The organism is Hydrogenophaga sp. GW101-3F08 (assembly GCF_059424585.1).
In genome coordinates, this window is record NZ_JBWKZP010000001.1 from 338,631 (window position 1) to 354,903 (window position 16,273).

Here is a 16,273-nt window from a genome sequence, read left to right on the forward strand (position 1 = left end):
GGCGTTGCGCGTGTCCGCCGACGCGTTCTGGCTCGCTCTGGCCCTGGTGTTGATCTTCGAGGGCCTGCTGCCTTTCTTTGCACCGGGCGCCTGGCGGCGCATGTTCAGTGAGATCCTCAAGCTTCAGGATGGCCAGTTGCGCTTCTTTGGCCTGCTCAGTCTGCTCGCCGGCATGCTGCTCTGGTGGTGGCTGATTTGAGACCCTGGTTGTCGGGCGCCAGACCCGGCCACTGAGGCCAACGTCCGGCAAGGTCGGAATGCCGTTTCCGACCCCGGTAAAATCACGTTTTTAACAGCTCCCGAAAATGCCCATGTCTGCCTGGGTCCTCCCGGATCACATTGCCGATGTCCTGCCTTCCGAGGCTCGCCACATCGAAGAACTCCGCAGGGGGTTGCTGGACACAGCGCGTGGCTATGGCTACGAGCTGGTCATGCCGCCGTTGCTGGAGCACCTGGAATCGTTGCTCACGGGCACCGGTGAAGCGCTCGATCTTCAGACCTTCAAGCTGGTTGACCAGCTCTCGGGCCGCACGCTCGGCCTGCGCGCCGACAGCACGCCGCAGGTTGCCCGCATCGACGCGCACCTGCTCAACCGCCAGGGCGTGGCCCGCCTGAGCTACTGTGGCCCCGTCGTGCACACCCGCATCGACCGCCCGCTGGCCAGTCGTGAGCCATTGCAGTTCGGCGCCGAAATCTACGGCCACGCTGGACTCGAAGCCGATCTTGAAACCCTTGAATTGGCCCAGGCTTGCCTACGCAGTGCGGGTGTGACCGGCCTGTTGCTCGATCTGGCCGATGTGCGTGTGATCGACGCCGTGCTCGCGCCCGTGCCGCTGGACGGCCACCGCACCGCGCAGATCCATGCCGCGCTGGCCGCCAAGGACGTGGCAGAGTTGCGCGCGCTGGCCGCGGACTTGCCTGAGCGTGTGCGCAACGACCTGTGCGCTCTGCCGCGGTTGTTCGGTGGCGTCGCCGTGCTGGAAGAGGCCCGGCGGGGCCTGTCGCCATCGCCCGCCTTGCACGTAGCGCTCGACAGCCTGGCCTGGCTGGCCGCGCACACGCCCGATGTCGAGGTGTCCATCGACCTGGCCGACCTGCGTGGCTATGCCTACTACACCGGCATGCGCTTCGCGCTGTTCGCCAGGGACGTGCGGGGTGAGCCCGCCGAGCTGGCCCGCGGCGGGCGCTACGACGAGGTCGGCGCGGTGTTCGGCCGCAAGCGCCCGGCGGTGGGCTTCAGCCTTGACCTCAAGGAGCTGGTGTCGGCCGTTGCGCCGCGCCCGCTGGTGGCCGCCATTCGTGCGCCGTGGGGCATGGATGCCTCGCTGCGCGAAGCCATTGCCCGGCTGCGCGGCGAGGGCCACACGGTGGTGTGTGCCTTGCCTGGCCACGAACACGAAGTGGATGAGTTCCGGTGCGACCGCGAACTGGTGTCCGATCCGGTGCATGCCGGGGCCTGGACTGTGAAGACTCTTTAACCGGAAACAGCAGATGATGAACAGCAACAGCGCCGTGGTACCCGGGCGCAACGTGGTGGTGGTCGGCACCCAGTGGGGCGACGAGGGCAAAGGCAAACTGGTCGACTGGCTGACCGAGACCGCCACCGGCGTGGTGCGCTTCCAGGGCGGCCACAACGCGGGTCACACGCTGGTGATCAATGGCGTGAAGACCGCGCTGCACCTCATCCCCAGCGGCATCATGCGCGCGGGTGTGAAGTGCTACATCGGCAACGGCGTGGTGCTGTCGGTAGGCAAGCTGTTCGAGGAAATCGCCGGACTGGAGAAGGCCGGTGTGGAGGTTCGCTCGCGCCTGCGCGTCAGCGAAGGCTGTCCGCTGATCCTGCCGTTCCATGCCGCCATCGACATCGCGCGCGAGGCCGCCAAGGTGAAGGCCGGCACCGAGAAGATCGGCACCACGGGCCGTGGCATCGGCCCGGCCTACGAAGACAAGATCGCGCGCCGCGCGCTGCGCGTGCAGGACCTGAAATACCCCGAGCGTTTCGCCGCCAAACTGCGCGAACTGCTCGATCTGCACAACCACCTGCTCACCAGCTATCTGCACTCGGCCGACATGGTCTGGGATGAAAAGATCGCTGCCTACATGCGGGACGGCGCGATCCAGTTCGAGCCCGTGTTCGCCGAGGCCATGGAGCAGGCTGAGCGGCTCAAACCCATGATCGCCGACGTGTCGAGCGAGCTCAACGCGGCGCACAAGGCCGGCGCGAACCTGCTGTTCGAGGGCGCGCAGGGCACGCTGCTGGACATCGACCACGGCACCTATCCCTTCGTCACCTCCAGCAACTGCGTGGCGGGCAATGCCGCGGCGGGTTCCGGCGTGGGCCCGGGTCTGCTGCACTACGTGCTGGGCATCACCAAGGCCTATTGCACCCGGGTGGGCGGCGGTCCGTTCCCCACCGAACTGGAATGGGAAAAAGAGGGCACGCCCGGCTGGCACATGGCCACGGTGGGTGCGGAAAAGGGCGTGACCACAGGTCGCAGCCGCCGTTGTGGCTGGTTCGATGCCGCGCTGCTCAAGCGCTCGGCCCAGGTCAATGGTCTCTCCGGTCTGTGCATCACCAAGCTGGACGTGCTGGACGGTCTGACCGAGCTCAAGCTGTGCACCGGCTACGAACTCGATGGCCAGACCATCGACATCCTGCCCATGGGCGCCGACGAGATCGCGCGCTGCACCCCGATCTACGAAACCCTGCCCGGCTGGAGCGATTCGTCGGTCGGTGCAACGCGTTACGAAGACCTGCCGGTTAATGCGCAGCGGTATCTGCAACGCATCCAGGAAACCACCGGGGTGCCGATCCACATCGTCTCGACCAGTCCGGACCGCGACCACACGATCCTGGTGCACCACCCGTACCACGGGTGAGCGACCGCCTGCCATCCGCCGTGGGTGCCGGCAGGGCCGATGGCCCGGCGGACCCCGGCTTCGTGCAAAATCCTGCCAGTCCCTCACCCCCGGAGACCCCATGCTGACCGAAGACGGCAAACACCTCTACGTCTCGTACGACGAGTACCACAACCTGATCGAGAAGCTGGCGCTCAAGGTGTATCAGTCGGGCTGGCAGTTCGACACCATCCTGTGCCTGGCGCGTGGGGGCATGCGCCCGGGCGACATCCTCTCGCGCATTTTTGACGTGCCGTTGGCCATCATGTCGACCAGTTCCTACCGCGCCAACGCCGGCACGCAGCAGGGCAATCTGGACATCGCGCGCTACATCACCACGCCCAAAGGCGAGATCGCCGGCAAGGTGCTGCTGGTGGACGATCTGGCCGATTCGGGTCACACGCTCAAGGCGGTGATCGGGATGCTGAAGAACAACTACGCCCCCATCACCGAGTTGCGCAGCGCCGTGATCTGGACCAAGCAGCTGTCCACGTTCACGCCCGATTATTCGGTGGAGTTCCTGCCCACCAACCCCTGGATTCATCAGCCCTTCGAGGGGTACGACGCCATGCGTCCGGCGCAACTGCTCGAAAAATGGAAGCTCTGATCGGAATGAGCGAGCTTTCCACCCAGCTGATCCACCATCCTTATCGCCCACCCGAGGGCTTCGACGCCGTCGCGCCCGGCGTTCACAAGGCGTCCACCGTCATCTTCCCCAACGTGCAGGCATTGCGCACGCAGGAGTGGAAAGACAAGAGCGGCTACACCTACGGCCTGCACGGCACGCCCACCACGTTCACTCTGGAAGAGCGCATCGCCACCGTGGAAGGCGGGCGCCACTGCGTGCTCGCGCCCAGCGGCCTGTCGGCCCTGTCGTTGGTGGACATGGCCTTTCTGCGCCAGGGCGATGAACTGCTGATGCCCGACAACGCCTACGGCCCCGGCAAGACCTTTGCTGCCGGGGAACTGGCCGCCTGGGGCATCACGCACCGCTACTACGACCCGCTCGATGCCGCCGATCTGGCCGCCAAGATCGGCCCGGCCACGCGCCTGGTGTGGCTGGAGGCACCGGGCTCGATCACGCTGGAGTTTCCCGACATCCCCGCGCTGGTTGCGGTGGTGCGCTCGGCGAACCAGGGGCGTGGCGCTGAACGGCCCATCCTCACGGCGCTGGACAACACCTGGGGTGCGGGCATCGCGTTCAACGCCTTCGAGCTGGGGGTGGACGTGTCCATGCAGGCACTGACCAAATACCCCAGTGGCGGCGCCGACGTGCTCATGGGGGCCGTCGTCACGCGCGACGAGGTGCTGCACCAGCAGGTCTTGCTGTGCCACATGCGGCTCGGCCTGGGCGTGAGCGGCAACGATGCCGAGCTCGTGCTGCGCGGCCTCAACAGCATGGCGTTGCGCTACCACGCGCAAGACGCCAGCGCGCGCGAACTCGCCACCTGGATGCAACAGCAGGACGGGGTGGTGCAGGTGCTGCACCCGGCCTTGCCCGGCTCACCCGGCCACGAAGCCTGGCGGCGCGACGCCAAGGCGGCCGCGTGCCTGTTCAGCGTGGTGTTTGATGAACGCTTCAGCCAGACGCAGATCGACGCTTTCTGCGACAGCCTGCGTTTGTTCAAGCTGGGCTGGAGCTGGGCCGGCCCCATCAGCTTGTGCGCGCCCTACAACATGTCCGCTATCCGCACCGCAGCCTGGCCCCACAAGGGCGGCCTGGTGCGCTTTGCCGTCGGCCTGGAGGCCGTGGACGACCTGCGTGCCGATCTGGCGCAGGCGATTGCCACGCTCAACGCCTGACATCCCTTCAACCCACCCACCCGAAAGACTGCTTTGGCCACTCCCAACTACGGATACGAAAAACGCCAGCGCGAGCTCGCCAAAAAGAAGAAGAAGGAAGAGAAGCTCAAAGCCAAGGCCGCTGGCAAGCACCACAGCGATTCCGATGCGCCCGAAGGGCCGGGCGAGGACAACACCGGCCCTGGCGACGCGGCACCCGCGGCCGGCGAAGGATCGACCTCGACCGACTGAAGGCGCGCACCGATCCGTCACGCCCACCGAGCGGCGACCGGTGCTCGATCAGGCCGGCGATGCGGTGGGTTCGGCGGCGAGCAGCCCGCGCGCGGCATCGGCCAGCGCCTCGGCCGAACGGTCGCGCAGCACACAAGGCAGGGCCTCGCCGTAACGTTTGAAGTTGCGCGCGATCGACTGCGCGTACATCGGGTCGTAGTGCTGGGTCAGGAGTTCGAGCACCACCTCTGGCGTGTGTCCCTGCTGGACTTTTTCGATCCAGGTCGACACCACCGCCTTGCCACGCAGCTCGGCCAGGGCTTGCAGGCGGTGGCAGAAATGGTCGCTGTCTTTCACGAAAAAATCGTAGTCTTCCAACAGCAGCGCCACCCGCTCGGGGTCTGACAGCTGCAGGTCGATGCAGGGGCTCTCGCGCATGGCCTCGATCAATGCATCGGGCACGCGCACATTGCCCACCTTCTTGCTCTCGCTCTCCACGTACACCGCACGCGCCGGATCAAAGTGCCGCAGCGCGTCCCATATCAGGCTGTCGAAACGTTTCTGGCTGGGCTGTTCCTGCCCGGGGATGTGGCCCAGCACCGAGCTGCGGTGGCTGGCCAGCGCCTCCAGGTCGAGCACCTGTGCGCTCTGGGCGGCGAGCGCCTGCAGCAGGCGCGTCTTGCCACTGCCGGTGGGGCCGCAGACCACGCGGTAGTGCAGGCGGGTGGCGAGCGCCGGGATCGATTCGACCAGGGCCGCGCGCCAGGCCTTGTAGCCGCCTTCGATCAGCGTGACGTGAAAACCGATCGCGCCCAGGATGGTGGCCAGGGCTCCGCTGCGGTTGCCGCCGCGCCAGCAGTACACCAGCGGTTTCCAGTTGCGCGGCTTGTCGATCACCTCGCGCTCGATGTGGGCCGCGATGTTGCGCGCGGACAGCGCAGCGCCGCGCTTTTTGGCCTCAAACGGGTTGACCTGCTTGTACATCGTGCCGATGTCGATGCGCTCCTGGTTGTTGAGCGTGGGCCAGTTGATGGCCCCGGGCACGTGGTCGAGCGCGTGTTCGTCTTCGGTGCGGGCGTCTATGACGGTGTCGAAGCTGTCGAGTCGGGCCAGGGCTTCGGCGGCGGGCAGGGTGTGAACGGGCATGCCCGATTATCGTTTCGGCAGCAGCGGGGTCAGCGCCGGCCACACATTGGCCAGCAACGTGGGCTGGGCGCTCTCGTTGGGGTGCATGCGGTCGCTCTGGAACAGCTTGGTGGGGTCCTCGAGATCGGCCACGCCTTTGAGCAGGAAGGGAACGAGCGCGGTCTTTTCCTCGCGCGCCACCTGGGTGAACACCTCGCGGAACTCCTGCGCGTAGCGCTCGCCATAGTTGGGCGGCATTTCCATGCCCACCAGCAGCACCCGCGCGCCGGCCTCGCGCGACAGGCGCACCATGCTGCGCAGGTTGTCGCGCGTGACGGACAGCGGCAGACCCCGCAACGCATCGTTGGCGCCGAGCTCGATGACCACCACCGCCGGTTGGTGTTGCCGCAGCAGGGCGGGCAGGCGGGAGCGTCCGCCCGAGCTGGTGTCGGCGCTGACACCGGCGTTGACCACACGGGCGTTCATCTTCTGGCTGCTCAGGCGCTGCGCCAGCAAGGCCACCCAGCCGCTGCCGCGTCGCAGACCGTATTCGGCGCTCAGCGAGTCGCCCACCACCAGGACGACGGGCGCCGGGTCGCTGGCGGTGCTGGCCGCGGCCTGCGCCAACGTGCTCCCGATAGACCCCGTTGCCGCGGCCAGCAGGCCCAGCGCGTTAAAGTGACGTCGATTCAACTTGAGAGCCCTTCCATGTCCGAAGTGATGATTGCAGTGCAGCACGTGTTCAAGTCGGTGGTCGACTCCACGGGATCCCTGACGATTTTGCGCGATATCGATTTCACCCTGAACAAGGGGGAAACCGCGGCCATCGTGGGCGCGTCCGGGTCGGGCAAGAGCACGCTGCTGTCCATTGTGGCCGGGTTGGATACGCCCAGCAGCGGCACAGTTCACATCGATGGCGTCGATCTGTTCGCGCTCGACGAAGACCAGCGCGCCGCCCTGCGGGCGCAGAAGGTGGGCTTTGTGTTTCAGAGCTTCCAGCTGCTCGGCAACCTCACCGCGCTGGAAAACGTGATGCTGCCGCTGGAACTTGCCGGGCGGCGCGACGCCCGTGCCGCGGCCACCGCCATGTTGCAGCGGGTGGGGCTGGGCGAGCGGCTCGCCAGCTACCCCAAGGTGCTGTCGGGCGGGGAGCAGCAGCGTGTTGCGCTCGCGCGTGCCTTTGTGGTGCAGCCCGCCGTGCTGCTGGCCGACGAACCCACCGGCAGCCTGGACTTCGCCACCGGCGGCAAGATCATGGAGCTGATGTTCGATCTGAATCGCGAGCAGGGCACCACGCTGGTGCTGGTCACGCACGACCGCGCCATCGCCCAGCGCTGCGAGCGGCGCATCACCATCGAAGCCGGGCAGGTGGCCGATCTGGAAGCGGTGCTCTGAGGGATCAGGTCGTTGCCCGACCGCGCAGCCGCTGCCAGAGGGTGGCGACCTGTTCGGTCAGGCCCGGCGCGCTCGCCGAGCCGCCTTGCAGTGTGCTCACCAGCCGCGCCAGCACCTCGGCCTGGGCGGGAATTGGGCCAAAGAACAGCACCTGATCGCCGCGCGCCAGCAGCATGGTGGGGAAGGTCTCGATGTCGATGTCGAGTTCGTCCAGCAGATCGGCCTCGTCTTCGATGTCCAGCCAGCGCCAGCGCACGTCCTTGAACTCGTGCGCCGCCTGTTCGACCACGGCGTGCCAGTCGCGGCAGGTGCTGCACCATTCGGCGCACAGGCAGACGGCCGACAGGGTTTCGGGGGTTTCAGACGGGTTGCTGGGCATGCCGGGATTCTCGCAGGCCTTGGCCCGTCGGCGCGCAGGCGGCTGCGTCGATAATCGGGCGATGTCTTCTCCCAAAGTGTTGTTCGGCTTTCACGCCGTGGGCGTGCGCCTGAAAACCGCGCCGCAATCCATCATTGAAATCTACTTCGAGCCGACGCGGCGCGACGCGCGCATGCGCCAGTTCCTGGAGCGCGCCCGGGAAGCCAACGCGCGGCTCATCGAGGCCGACGGCCTGCGCATCGCCAAGCTCGCCGGCAGCCATGGCCACCAGGGCGTGGCCGCGCGGGTCGAAGCCCTGCCCCAGGCGCATTCGCTCGACGAGTTGCTGGAGAAGCTGGAGGCTGACGGCGTGGCGCCATTGCTGCTGGTGCTCGACGGCATCACCGACCCGCACAACCTGGGCGCCTGCCTGCGCGTGGCCGACGGCGCGGGCGCACACGCGGTGATCGCACCCAAGGACCACGCGGCCGGCATCAACGCCACCGTGGCCAAGGTGGCCAGCGGCGCGGCCGAAACCATGCCGTACTTCATGGTGACCAACCTGGCGCGCACCCTGGGCGAACTCAAGGAGCGCAACATCTGGATCATCGGCACCAGCGATGACGCCCCCAAAACGCTGTACCAGGTGGACCTCAAAGGCCCGGTGGCCCTGGTGCTGGGCGCCGAGGGCGAGGGCATGCGCCAGCTCACGCGCAAGACCTGTGACGAACTGGTCAGCATCCCGATGCGCGGCGCGGTGGAGAGCCTCAACGTGTCGGTGGCCAGCGGCGTCTGTCTTTACGAAGCGCTGCGCCAAAGAACGGGATGAATCACCCCTGCGCCGCCTTCGGCGTGCCCTGCAGGCCGCAGCATCGCCAGAGTCGATGCTTCTTCGGGCCGTCCAAGCCTGCGCGGGCAGGCTCGGAGCCGCGACCCTCAGCCCCCTCCAGGGGGCGCCCGCAGCGGTCCGGCAAAGCCGGCCCCGTGCTGGCCTGGGCTGGTGCATCCCCTCGCACCTGGAACAGTTGCTCTTTCGCACCGCAGGGCCGACATGTCCGTTGCGCAAGTGGTTCGCCAGTGGATCGAGAGCGCAAACCACATCGCGGTACTCACCGGCGCGGGCATGAGCGCCGCGCCAGGCCGTTCCCAAGCAAGCTCGCACCGCAGCCCGCAGGGCGAAGGTACTCCAGTGAGCGCCGAGTCCGGCGTGCCCACGTTTCGCGACGCGCAGACCGGGCTGTGGGCACGGTTCAAACCCGAAGACCTGGCCACCGAGGACGCGTTTCGTGCCCACCCGCGCCGCGTCTGGGACTGGTACCAGTTCCGTCGCGACATGGTTGCCAACGTAGAACCCAACGCCGGCCACCGGGCGCTCGCGGCCTTTCAGCAGCGGCACCCGGGCCGACTCACCCTCATCACGCAGAACGTGGACGGCCTGCACCAGCGCGCGGGCAGCGCCGACGCGATCGCCCTGCACGGCAACCTGGCCGATGACCGTTGGCTGGACATGCCACGCGACTGTTGCCACCCCGAGTTCGTGGAGACGGGGCGTCCGCCCCGTTGCCCGACCTGTGGCAACCTGCGGCGCCCGGCCGTGGTCTGGTTTGGCGAAATGCTGCCGCTGCCCGCGCTGGACGCGGCGCAAAAAGCCGCGAACGGCTGCGACCTGATGCTGGTTATCGGCACCTCGGGCGTGGTCTACCCGGCCGCAGGCCTGGCGCACACCGTGCACCGGCGCTGCGCCCGGGTGGTGGTGATCAACCCCGAGGCAACCGAACTGGACGCCGTGGCCGACTTGTGCCTGCACGAACCTGCGGCACAATGCCTTCCAACACTGCTGGAGGATTGAATGACGAGCACATCTGCACAACGCGCCGGGTTGGCCGCCGTCCTGAGCGTCGCCTTGCTTGCGGCGGCTTGTACCCAGGAGCAGCAGAACAAGTTCAGTCGGGAGATCCAGAACTGGACCGGCACCAACGGCGTGCTCGAGGTCTATGCCGGCGACAAGGTGGTGCGCCGCTTCCTGCGGATCGACAAGATCAGCACCGCGCTCGGCACCGACGACAACACCCCCCGCGCCTACCGCTATGGGTACGGCGTGCTCGACGAGAACCTGAACATGCAGGCCGATCCGGGCGAGAAGAAGGTCTATTTCGAGATCAGCGACTACACCAACGCCGTGTTCTTCGAGAACCCGCGCTGAAGCTGGTTTCAAGCTGGTTTCATTCAGGCAGCCGTCCTTTCATTTCAAGGAGTGACCCATGAACATCGTCGAACGCGTGCAAGCCATCCTGCTCAAACCGGTGGAGACCTGGCCGGTCATCGAACAGGAATCCACCGATGCCCAGGGCATCTACAAGAACTACCTGATCTACCTCGCGGCGATTCCGGCCGTGGCCGGCTTCATCGGCATGAGCCTGGTGGGCGCCGGTGCCATGGGCATGAGCTTTCGGGTACCGATCGTGGCCGGGCTGGGCAACATGGTGGTGGGCTACGTGCTCTCGCTGGTCATGATCTACGTGCTGGCCATGATCACCAACGCCCTGGCACCCAGCTTCCAGGGTGAAAAGAATCCGCTCAACGCGCTCAAGCTGATCGCCTTCGGCTCCACCGCCGGCATGGTGGGCGGCATCTTCAGCCTGATTCCCATGCTGGCGGTGCTGGGGTTGCTCGCAGCGCTGTACTCCATCTATCTGGTCTACACCGGCATCCCCGTGCTGATGAAGGCGCCCAAGGAGAAGGCGGCGGTGTACACCGCCGTGGTGGTGGTCTGCGGCATTGTTGCGGGGATCATCCTGGGCGCGGCCAGCGCGTTGTTCAGCGGCGGCGGGCCGGGCTACATGATGGGTGGCGGACGCCCGGACGCCGGCGACGTCAGCATCAAGCTGCCGGGCACCGAGATCACGCTGGACACGGCCAAGCTCGAAGAGGCCAGCAAAAAGATGGAAGCGGCGAGCAAGAAGATGGAAGAGGCTCAGGCCCGAGGCGACAGCGCCGCGGCCGGCCAGGCCATGAACGAAATGATGGGCGCGGCCCTGGGCGGGAAGGGCGGCAAGCCCTTCGCGCCCGATGTGCTGCAGGGCTATGTGCCGGCCTCGCTTGCGGGACTGAGCCGCAACACGCTCGAAGCGCGGTCCGACAACGCCATGGGCATGAACTTCACCAGCGTCACGGCCGAATACGAAAAGGACGATCGCGTCCTGGAAGTCAAGGTGCAGGACATCGGCGCCGTGCCCGCCCTGGCGATGGCCATGGGCGCCTGGGCCCAGTCCACGGTCAACCGCGAAACCCAGGAAGAGGTGGAGCGCATCTACCAGAAGGACGGCGTGTCCATCAAAGAGGAATACCGCAAGGACGGCAGCAGTGCCGAGATGGCTCTGATGCTGCCCAACGGCGTGATGGTTGAAGTCAGTGGCAACAACCTCGACATGGATGCCGTGCGCGGCGCCGTGGCGGCCCTGGACACCAAGGGCATGGCGGGCTTGCAGCGCCAGAAATAAGCCCGGCTCGGCTTGTGCGCCTCGGGCGCTCAGCCTCTCAGACCAGACCCAGCGCCCCCAGCACCGCGCCGGCACCGATCAGCCACAGCAGGTGTATTTGGGTGCGCCACACCAGCACGGCAGCGGTGGCCGTCAGCAGCCACAGTGGCCAGTCGCGCGCCGGCTGGTTGTGGGCCGCGCTGAGCAGCCAGCCGGTGGCGATCAGCAGCGCGATCACGATGGGCGCCATGCCCGCCTTGAAGGCGCGCACCGCGCGCAGCTCGCGGTTGCGGTGGCCCCACTGGGTGGCGGTGTAGGTGAGGATGGACGAGGGCAGCATGATCGCCACCAGCGTCACCAGCACACCCAGCAGCGCCAGCGCCCAGGCGAGCCAGCCAGCCGACGGGCCGCCACCGGCGTTGAGTCCCACGTTCCAGCCCAGCAGGGCAACGAACAGCACGTTCGGGCCGGGCGCGGCCTGCGACAGCGCGATCGACGAGGTGAACTGCGCCTCGCTCAGCCAGCCCTGTTCGCCCACCAGGTAGCGGTGCATGTCGGGCGCGGTGGTGATGGCGCCGCCCACCGCCAGCAGCGAGAGCGAGGCGAAATGCAGGAACAGGTCGGTCCAGTTCGCCAGCGTGGGGGCCATGCTCATGGAGCCTCCCCGTTTGGGCGCTGGCCCAGCACCCGATACGCCCACAAGCAGGCCGCACCGCCCAGGCCCAGCAGCACCCAGGCCAGCGGCCAGCGCAGCAGGGCGATCGCCACGAAGGTGAGCACCGCCAGGGCGATGCACACCCCGATGCCCATGGCGTTCTTGCCAAGCGCGGCGATCAGCTTGATGCCGGTGGCGGTGATGAGGCCAGCGGCCACCGCACCCATGCCGCGCAGCGCGCCTTGTGCGGTGGCGCTGTCGGCCACGCTGCCGTAGAGCGCGGCCAGCAGCAGCACGATCACCAGCGGTGCGGCCAGCATGCCCGCGAGCGCTGCGAGCGCGCCCGGCAAACCGAAATAGCGCCCGCCGATCATCATCGAGAGATTGACCACGTTGGGGCCCGGCATGATCTGCGCCACGGCCCAGTCTTCCACGAACTGTTCGCGCGTCATCCAGCGTTTTTTCTCCACCAGCTCGCGCTGCACCACCGCCAGCACGCCGCCAAAGCCCTGCAGGGCCAGCCAGGTGAAGGACATGAAGAGGTCGGTTTTGGATCGGGGGTGGTTGGGGGCGGCGTCGATGGCCGGGGTGAGGGTGTTCGCTGGGGCGGGCATGGCCCGATTATCGGGCGCCCGTTCTGGCCCCAGGGGCTGTCGTGGTATTGCGCGCAGGCCCGCATCGGATGGGGATGTCAGCGCGGGCGCGGTCTGACGGGCCGCGTGGCCAGCCACAGGCCCAGCGCGATCAGCACCAGGGCGCCGAGCGCGAATCCGTCGACGGGTTCATCCAGCAACGCGGCACCCAGCAACGCCGCCGTGACCGGGTTGAGCGCGAGAAACACCGTGACGCGGGTGGGCGATTCGTGCTTGAGCGCGTACAGCCAGGCGAAGTAGCCGGCGCCGCTGGACAGGCCGATGAAGGCCACCACCGCCCAGGTGCCTGGAGCCAGGGTTCCCACGCGCTGCGGCCAGTGTTCGAGCAGGGCCAGCAGCGCGAGACACAGCACCGAGACGCCCATGGCCAGGGCCGACACCGGCACCGTGGGATAGCGGCGCAGGTAGGGGCGGTAGAGCACGCTGCACACCGCGCCGGTGAGTGCGCTGCCCAGCACCGCGGCTTCGCCCCACCAGTGGCCGGTGCCGCCGCTCGCCAGCCGCGGCCAGAGCGACAGCCCCACCCCGGCGATCGACAACCCCACGCCCGTGAGCAGGCCCGGCGTGATGTGTTCCTGCCCCAGCGCGCCCGCGAGCAGCAGGGTGAGCAGGGGGAACAGGCTGAAGATCAGCGCCGCACGGGCCGCGCCGACGTGCTGCAGGCCGAGGTTGAGCAAGGCGATGAGCAGGGCGAACTGGCCCACGCCCAGCGCGGCCATGGCCAGCAGGTCGCGGCCCGGTGGTCGGGCGGTGCCCGCCGGCCAGGGGTGCGCCCGCAGCGGTCGCCACACGAAGGGCAGCAGGCTCAGGAAACCGATGGCGTAACGCAGCAGGGCCAGTGTGAGCGGCGGCACCTCGGCCACCACGTAGCGCGAGGCGACGATGGTCGCACCCACCTGCACGCCGGTGGCCGCGGCCGCCAGCAGGGCCAGGTTCACAGGGGGAGTTCCCAGTGTTCACCCACCTGGTCGCGCCCATAGCTGTGGTGTGCCTCGCTGTCCACCAGGGCGAAGCCACGTTTGGCATAAATGGCGCGCGCGGCCTCAAGGTTGTGGTTGGTCCAGAGCACCATCTTGCGGTAGCCCTTGGCGCGCGCGAAGGCGATGCACTCGTCGGTCAGCCGCCCGCCCAGGCCCAGGCCGCGCGCCGCGGGCGTGAGGATCAGCAGGCGCAGCTGGGCCACGGTCTTGCTCTTGCGCACCACAAAGGCCGAGCCCACGCGCTCGCCGTTGAGCTCGGCGATCCAGCCGCGCTCCCAGGTTGGGTCGTGGCGCTTCATCATGCTGGCCACGATGCCGGCCACCATTGCCTCGAACTCGGCGTTCCAGCCGTATTCGCGCCAGTAGAGCTCGCCATGCTGCTGGATCACCCAGCCCATGTCGCCCGGGCGCGGGTCGCGCAGGTGGGCGCCGGAGGAAAGATGTGCTTCCATATTCAGACCGATTCAGACCGACATGCCGCCAGAAACTTCAATCACCGTGCCGTTGACGTGGCTCGCTTCGTCGCTGGTCGGGAAGGCGTTCAGTACACCGGCTGGTGCTGGCGGATCGCGGCCTTGACGGCGTCGTTCAGCGCAAAGCCCGGGCCGAACTTCGCCGCCAGTGCGGCGCAGCGTTTCTCGAACGCCTCAATGCCCATGCCGTAGATGAACTGCAGCGCGCCGCCGGTCCAGGCCGGAAAACCGATGCCGAAGATGGAGCCGATGTTGCCGTCGTGCACGCTGGTGAGCACGCCTTCGGCCAGGCAGCGCGCCGTCTCCACCGCCTGGCGGTAGAGCAGGCGGTCCTTCACGTCTTGCAGGTCCCACGCAACACCGGGCTTTTCGAACAGGGTCTTGAGCTGGGGCCAGAGGGTTTTCTTCTGCCCGGCGGGGTAGTCGTAGAAGCCGCCGCCGGCCGCGCGGCCGCCGCGGTGGTGCTGCTTGACCATCTGTTCGACCAGGTGTTCGCCCGGCGTGGTGTCGTAGTGGCGGCCCTCTTCGGCATAGTCGGCGCGGGTCTGTTCCAGCACGTGCACCGATAGCGAGAGCGCGGTCTCGTCCAGCACGGCCAGCGGCCCCACCGGCATGCCGGCCTGCATGGCGGCGTTTTCGATCACCGGTGCCGGAATGCCTTCGCCCAACATGGCGGCCCCCTCCATCACGAAGGTGCCGAAGGTGCGGCTGGTGTAGAAGCCGCGCGCGTCGTTCACCACGATCGGCAGCTTGCCCAGCGCCTGCACATAGTCGTAGGCGCGGGCGATGGTTTCGTCGTCGGTCTCTTTGCCGCGGATGATCTCCACCAGTTTCATCTTGTCGACCGGGCTGAAGAAGTGGATACCGACGAACTTCTGCGGCCGCGCGCTCGCCTTGGCCAGGCCGGTGATGGGCAGGGTGGAGGTGTTGCTGGCGAAGAAGCCACCCTCGGCCAGCATGGGTTCGGATTCGTGCGTCACCGCGGCCTTGAGCTCGCGGTGTTCGAACACCGCCTCGATGATCAGGTCGCAGCCTTGCAGGTCGGCGGTGCTCGCGGTGGGCGTGATGCGCGCCAGCAGCGCCTGCTGGTCGGCCGCGCTCATGCGGCCCTTGTCCACACGCGGCTGCGTCACCTTCAGGCTGTTGGCTTTGCCTTTGTTGGCCGCTTCCATGCTCACGTCCTTCAGCACGGTGGCGATGCCGCGGCTGGCCTGTGCGTAGGCGATGCCCGAGCCCATCATGCCGGCGCCCAGCAGGCCCACCTTCTGCGGCTTGTAGCGCGGCACGTCCTTCGGGCGGCTCTGGCCGGCCTTGATGGCGTTCAGGTTGAAGAAGAAGGTGTTGATCATGTTCCGTGCCACCGGGCCGGTCATGAGCCCGGCGAGGTAACGGCTCTCGATGCGCATGGCGGTGTCGAAGTCGACCATGGCGCCTTCCACCATCGCGGCCAGCGCGGCTTCGGGCGCAGGGTAGAGGCCGCGCGTCTTCTGCTTCAGCATGGCGGGCGCCACGCTCAGCATGGCCGCGATCTTGGGGTTGCTCGGTGTGCCGCCATGCATCTTGTAGTCCTTGCGGTCCCACGGGTGCTGGCAGGCCTCGGGTTTGCCTTGCGAGGCCTCGATGTGGGCCAGCGCCTTGGGCATCAGCTCTTCCGGTGTGGCGACGAGTTCATGCACCACGCCGATTTTCAGCGCCTCCTCGGGGCCGAAGAGCTTGCTCTCCAGGATGTAGGGCTGCGCGGCCACCAGGCCCAGCAGTCGGGTCATCTTGGTGATGCCACCGCCGCCGGGAATCAACCCCAGCGTGATCTCGGGCAGGCCAAACTGCACCTTGGGGTTGTTGAGCGCGATGCGGTGGTGGCCCACCAGCGCCACCTCCCAGCCGCCACCGAGCGCGGCACCGTTGAGGCAGCTCACCACCGGCACGCCCAGCGTTTCCAGCTTGCGGAAATTGCGCTTGATGCGCTCGATTTCGGTGAACACGCGGTGGCCGTCGGCGGCGGTCGAACGCATCACGCCCTTGAGGTCGGCACCGGCAAAGAAGGTGCTCTTGGCCGAGGCCAACACGATGCCTTGGATCTGCTCGCGGTCCTTGAGCACCTGGGCGGTCACGGCGTCCAGATCGTCCTGCCACTGCAGGCACATGGTGTTGACCGGCGAGTCCTGTTCGTCGAAGGTGATGGTGGCCACCTTGCCGAATGCGGCGTCGGCAAGTTCGTAGCGGATGGTCTTGGTGATCATGTTG

18 protein-coding genes and 1 pseudogene are annotated in these 16,273 nt (G+C 67.4%); 11 read left to right on the forward strand and 8 right to left on the reverse strand.

Annotated features, from left to right (window positions below; all coding sequences use genetic code 11):
- Positions 1–10: 10 nt before the first annotated feature.
- From AC07YZ_RS01820 to AC07YZ_RS01845, 6 genes are all read left to right on the forward strand, one after another.
- Positions 11–199, forward strand: coding sequence for a DUF2065 domain-containing protein (locus AC07YZ_RS01820; protein ID WP_494793506.1), 189 nt, complete (start codon positions 11–13; stop codon positions 197–199).
- Positions 200–311: 112 nt separating this feature from the next.
- Positions 312–1,478: an ATP phosphoribosyltransferase regulatory subunit gene (locus AC07YZ_RS01825; protein WP_226493010.1), complete on the forward strand. Its 1,167-nt coding sequence runs from the start codon at positions 312–314 to the stop codon at positions 1,476–1,478.
- Between the two features lie 13 nt (positions 1,479–1,491).
- Positions 1,492–2,880: an adenylosuccinate synthase gene (locus AC07YZ_RS01830; protein WP_413465755.1), complete on the forward strand. Its 1,389-nt coding sequence runs from the start codon at positions 1,492–1,494 to the stop codon at positions 2,878–2,880.
- A 100-nt stretch (positions 2,881–2,980) separates the two neighbouring features.
- Positions 2,981–3,505, forward strand: coding sequence for a phosphoribosyltransferase (locus AC07YZ_RS01835; protein ID WP_068168848.1), 525 nt, complete (start codon positions 2,981–2,983; stop codon positions 3,503–3,505).
- Between the two features lie 5 nt (positions 3,506–3,510).
- A complete protein-coding gene (locus AC07YZ_RS01840; protein ID WP_494793507.1) occupies positions 3,511–4,701 on the forward strand; it encodes a cystathionine beta-lyase in 1,191 nt (396 codons plus the stop codon).
- 33 nt (positions 4,702–4,734) lie between these two features.
- A complete protein-coding gene (locus tag AC07YZ_RS01845) occupies positions 4,735–4,932 on the forward strand; it encodes a hypothetical protein (protein WP_494793508.1) in 198 nt (65 codons plus the stop codon).
- A gap of 48 nt (positions 4,933–4,980) precedes the next feature.
- Here AC07YZ_RS01845 and mnmH read toward each other — a convergent pair whose 3' ends face one another.
- Complete coding sequence (mnmH, locus tag AC07YZ_RS01850; RefSeq protein WP_494793509.1) at positions 4,981–6,057, reverse strand: tRNA 2-selenouridine(34) synthase MnmH; 1,077 nt, start codon at positions 6,055–6,057, stop codon at positions 4,981–4,983.
- A gap of 6 nt (positions 6,058–6,063) precedes the next feature.
- On the reverse strand, positions 6,064–6,729 hold the full coding sequence (locus AC07YZ_RS01855; protein WP_494793510.1) for an arylesterase: 666 nt from the start codon (positions 6,727–6,729) through the stop codon (positions 6,064–6,066).
- Between the two features lie 15 nt (positions 6,730–6,744).
- On the opposite strand from AC07YZ_RS01855, the gene AC07YZ_RS01860 reads away from it, so the two are divergent.
- Positions 6,745–7,431, forward strand: coding sequence for an ABC transporter ATP-binding protein (locus AC07YZ_RS01860; protein WP_226493006.1), 687 nt, complete (start codon positions 6,745–6,747; stop codon positions 7,429–7,431).
- A gap of 4 nt (positions 7,432–7,435) precedes the next feature.
- Here the strand turns inward: AC07YZ_RS01860 and AC07YZ_RS01865 are convergent, their stop codons facing one another.
- Positions 7,436–7,810, reverse strand: coding sequence for a thioredoxin domain-containing protein (locus AC07YZ_RS01865; protein WP_494793511.1), 375 nt, complete (start codon positions 7,808–7,810; stop codon positions 7,436–7,438).
- Positions 7,811–7,871: 61 nt separating this feature from the next.
- Between AC07YZ_RS01865 and rlmB the strand changes: the two genes are divergently transcribed.
- The 4 genes from rlmB (at position 7,872) to AC07YZ_RS01885 (ending at position 11,289) form a co-directional block, all read left to right on the forward strand.
- Positions 7,872–8,618 carry a 23S rRNA (guanosine(2251)-2'-O)-methyltransferase RlmB gene (rlmB, locus tag AC07YZ_RS01870; protein WP_226493003.1) on the forward strand — a complete coding sequence of 249 codons (747 nt, stop codon included), beginning with the start codon at positions 7,872–7,874 and terminating at the stop codon, positions 8,616–8,618.
- 222 nt (positions 8,619–8,840) lie between these two features.
- A complete protein-coding gene (locus tag AC07YZ_RS01875) occupies positions 8,841–9,638 on the forward strand; it encodes an SIR2 family NAD-dependent protein deacylase (protein ID WP_494793512.1) in 798 nt (265 codons plus the stop codon).
- Positions 9,639–9,992 (forward strand): hypothetical protein, encoded by a 354-nt coding sequence (locus AC07YZ_RS01880; protein WP_226493001.1) that lies wholly within the window; start codon positions 9,639–9,641, stop codon positions 9,990–9,992. It abuts the gene before it with no gap.
- A 58-nt stretch (positions 9,993–10,050) separates the two neighbouring features.
- Positions 10,051–11,289, forward strand: coding sequence for a Yip1 family protein (locus AC07YZ_RS01885; RefSeq protein ID WP_494793513.1), 1,239 nt, complete (start codon positions 10,051–10,053; stop codon positions 11,287–11,289).
- A gap of 37 nt (positions 11,290–11,326) precedes the next feature.
- On the opposite strand, the gene AC07YZ_RS01890 is transcribed toward AC07YZ_RS01885, so the two are convergent.
- The 5 genes and pseudogenes from AC07YZ_RS01890 to AC07YZ_RS01910 all read right to left on the reverse strand — a co-directional run bounded on the left by AC07YZ_RS01890 (position 11,327) and on the right by AC07YZ_RS01910 (position 16,269).
- A complete protein-coding gene (locus AC07YZ_RS01890; protein WP_494793514.1) occupies positions 11,327–11,923 on the reverse strand; it encodes a chromate transporter in 597 nt (198 codons plus the stop codon).
- Positions 11,920–12,537 (reverse strand): chromate transporter, encoded by a 618-nt coding sequence (locus AC07YZ_RS01895; protein WP_226492998.1) that lies wholly within the window; start codon positions 12,535–12,537, stop codon positions 11,920–11,922. Before AC07YZ_RS01895 ends, AC07YZ_RS01890 begins: the two co-directional genes overlap by 4 nt.
- 77 nt (positions 12,538–12,614) lie before the next feature.
- On the reverse strand, positions 12,615–13,514 hold the full coding sequence (locus AC07YZ_RS01900; RefSeq protein WP_494793515.1) for a DMT family transporter: 900 nt from the start codon (positions 13,512–13,514) through the stop codon (positions 12,615–12,617).
- Positions 13,511–13,984 (reverse strand): annotated as a pseudogene (locus AC07YZ_RS01905) (GNAT family N-acetyltransferase); the annotation flags it as partial. The gene AC07YZ_RS01900 and the pseudogene AC07YZ_RS01905, both read right to left, overlap by 4 nt.
- A gap of 113 nt (positions 13,985–14,097) precedes the next feature.
- Positions 14,098–16,269, reverse strand: coding sequence for a 3-hydroxyacyl-CoA dehydrogenase NAD-binding domain-containing protein (locus AC07YZ_RS01910; protein WP_494793516.1), 2,172 nt, complete (start codon positions 16,267–16,269; stop codon positions 14,098–14,100).
- Between the last annotated feature and the right edge of the window lie 4 nt (positions 16,270–16,273).

What these genes read in the sequence shown, in the direction of transcription:
- AC07YZ_RS01835 (WP_068168848.1), top strand. Translation starts at nt 2,981, where the DNA reads ATGCTGACCGAAGACGGCAAACACCTCTACGTCTCGTACGACGAGTAC.
- AC07YZ_RS01890 (WP_494793514.1), bottom strand. Translation starts at nt 11,923, where the DNA reads ATGAGCATGGCCCCCACGCTGGCGAACTGGACCGACCTGTTCCTGCAT.
- AC07YZ_RS01860 (WP_226493006.1), top strand. Translation starts at nt 6,745, where the DNA reads ATGTCCGAAGTGATGATTGCAGTGCAGCACGTGTTCAAGTCGGTGGTC.
- AC07YZ_RS01895 (WP_226492998.1), bottom strand. Translation starts at nt 12,537, where the DNA reads ATGCCCGCCCCAGCGAACACCCTCACCCCGGCCATCGACGCCGCCCCC.
- AC07YZ_RS01880 (WP_226493001.1), top strand. Translation starts at nt 9,639, where the DNA reads ATGACGAGCACATCTGCACAACGCGCCGGGTTGGCCGCCGTCCTGAGC.
- rlmB (WP_226493003.1), top strand. Translation starts at nt 7,872, where the DNA reads ATGTCTTCTCCCAAAGTGTTGTTCGGCTTTCACGCCGTGGGCGTGCGC.
- AC07YZ_RS01885 (WP_494793513.1), top strand. Translation starts at nt 10,051, where the DNA reads ATGAACATCGTCGAACGCGTGCAAGCCATCCTGCTCAAACCGGTGGAG.
- AC07YZ_RS01865 (WP_494793511.1), bottom strand. Translation starts at nt 7,810, where the DNA reads ATGCCCAGCAACCCGTCTGAAACCCCCGAAACCCTGTCGGCCGTCTGC.
- mnmH (WP_494793509.1), bottom strand. Translation starts at nt 6,057, where the DNA reads ATGCCCGTTCACACCCTGCCCGCCGCCGAAGCCCTGGCCCGACTCGAC.
- AC07YZ_RS01840 (WP_494793507.1), top strand. Translation starts at nt 3,511, where the DNA reads ATGAGCGAGCTTTCCACCCAGCTGATCCACCATCCTTATCGCCCACCC.
- AC07YZ_RS01910 (WP_494793516.1), bottom strand. Translation starts at nt 16,269, where the DNA reads ATGATCACCAAGACCATCCGCTACGAACTTGCCGACGCCGCATTCGGC.
- AC07YZ_RS01875 (WP_494793512.1), top strand. Translation starts at nt 8,841, where the DNA reads ATGTCCGTTGCGCAAGTGGTTCGCCAGTGGATCGAGAGCGCAAACCAC.
- AC07YZ_RS01830 (WP_413465755.1), top strand. Translation starts at nt 1,492, where the DNA reads ATGATGAACAGCAACAGCGCCGTGGTACCCGGGCGCAACGTGGTGGTG.
- AC07YZ_RS01825 (WP_226493010.1), top strand. Translation starts at nt 312, where the DNA reads ATGTCTGCCTGGGTCCTCCCGGATCACATTGCCGATGTCCTGCCTTCC.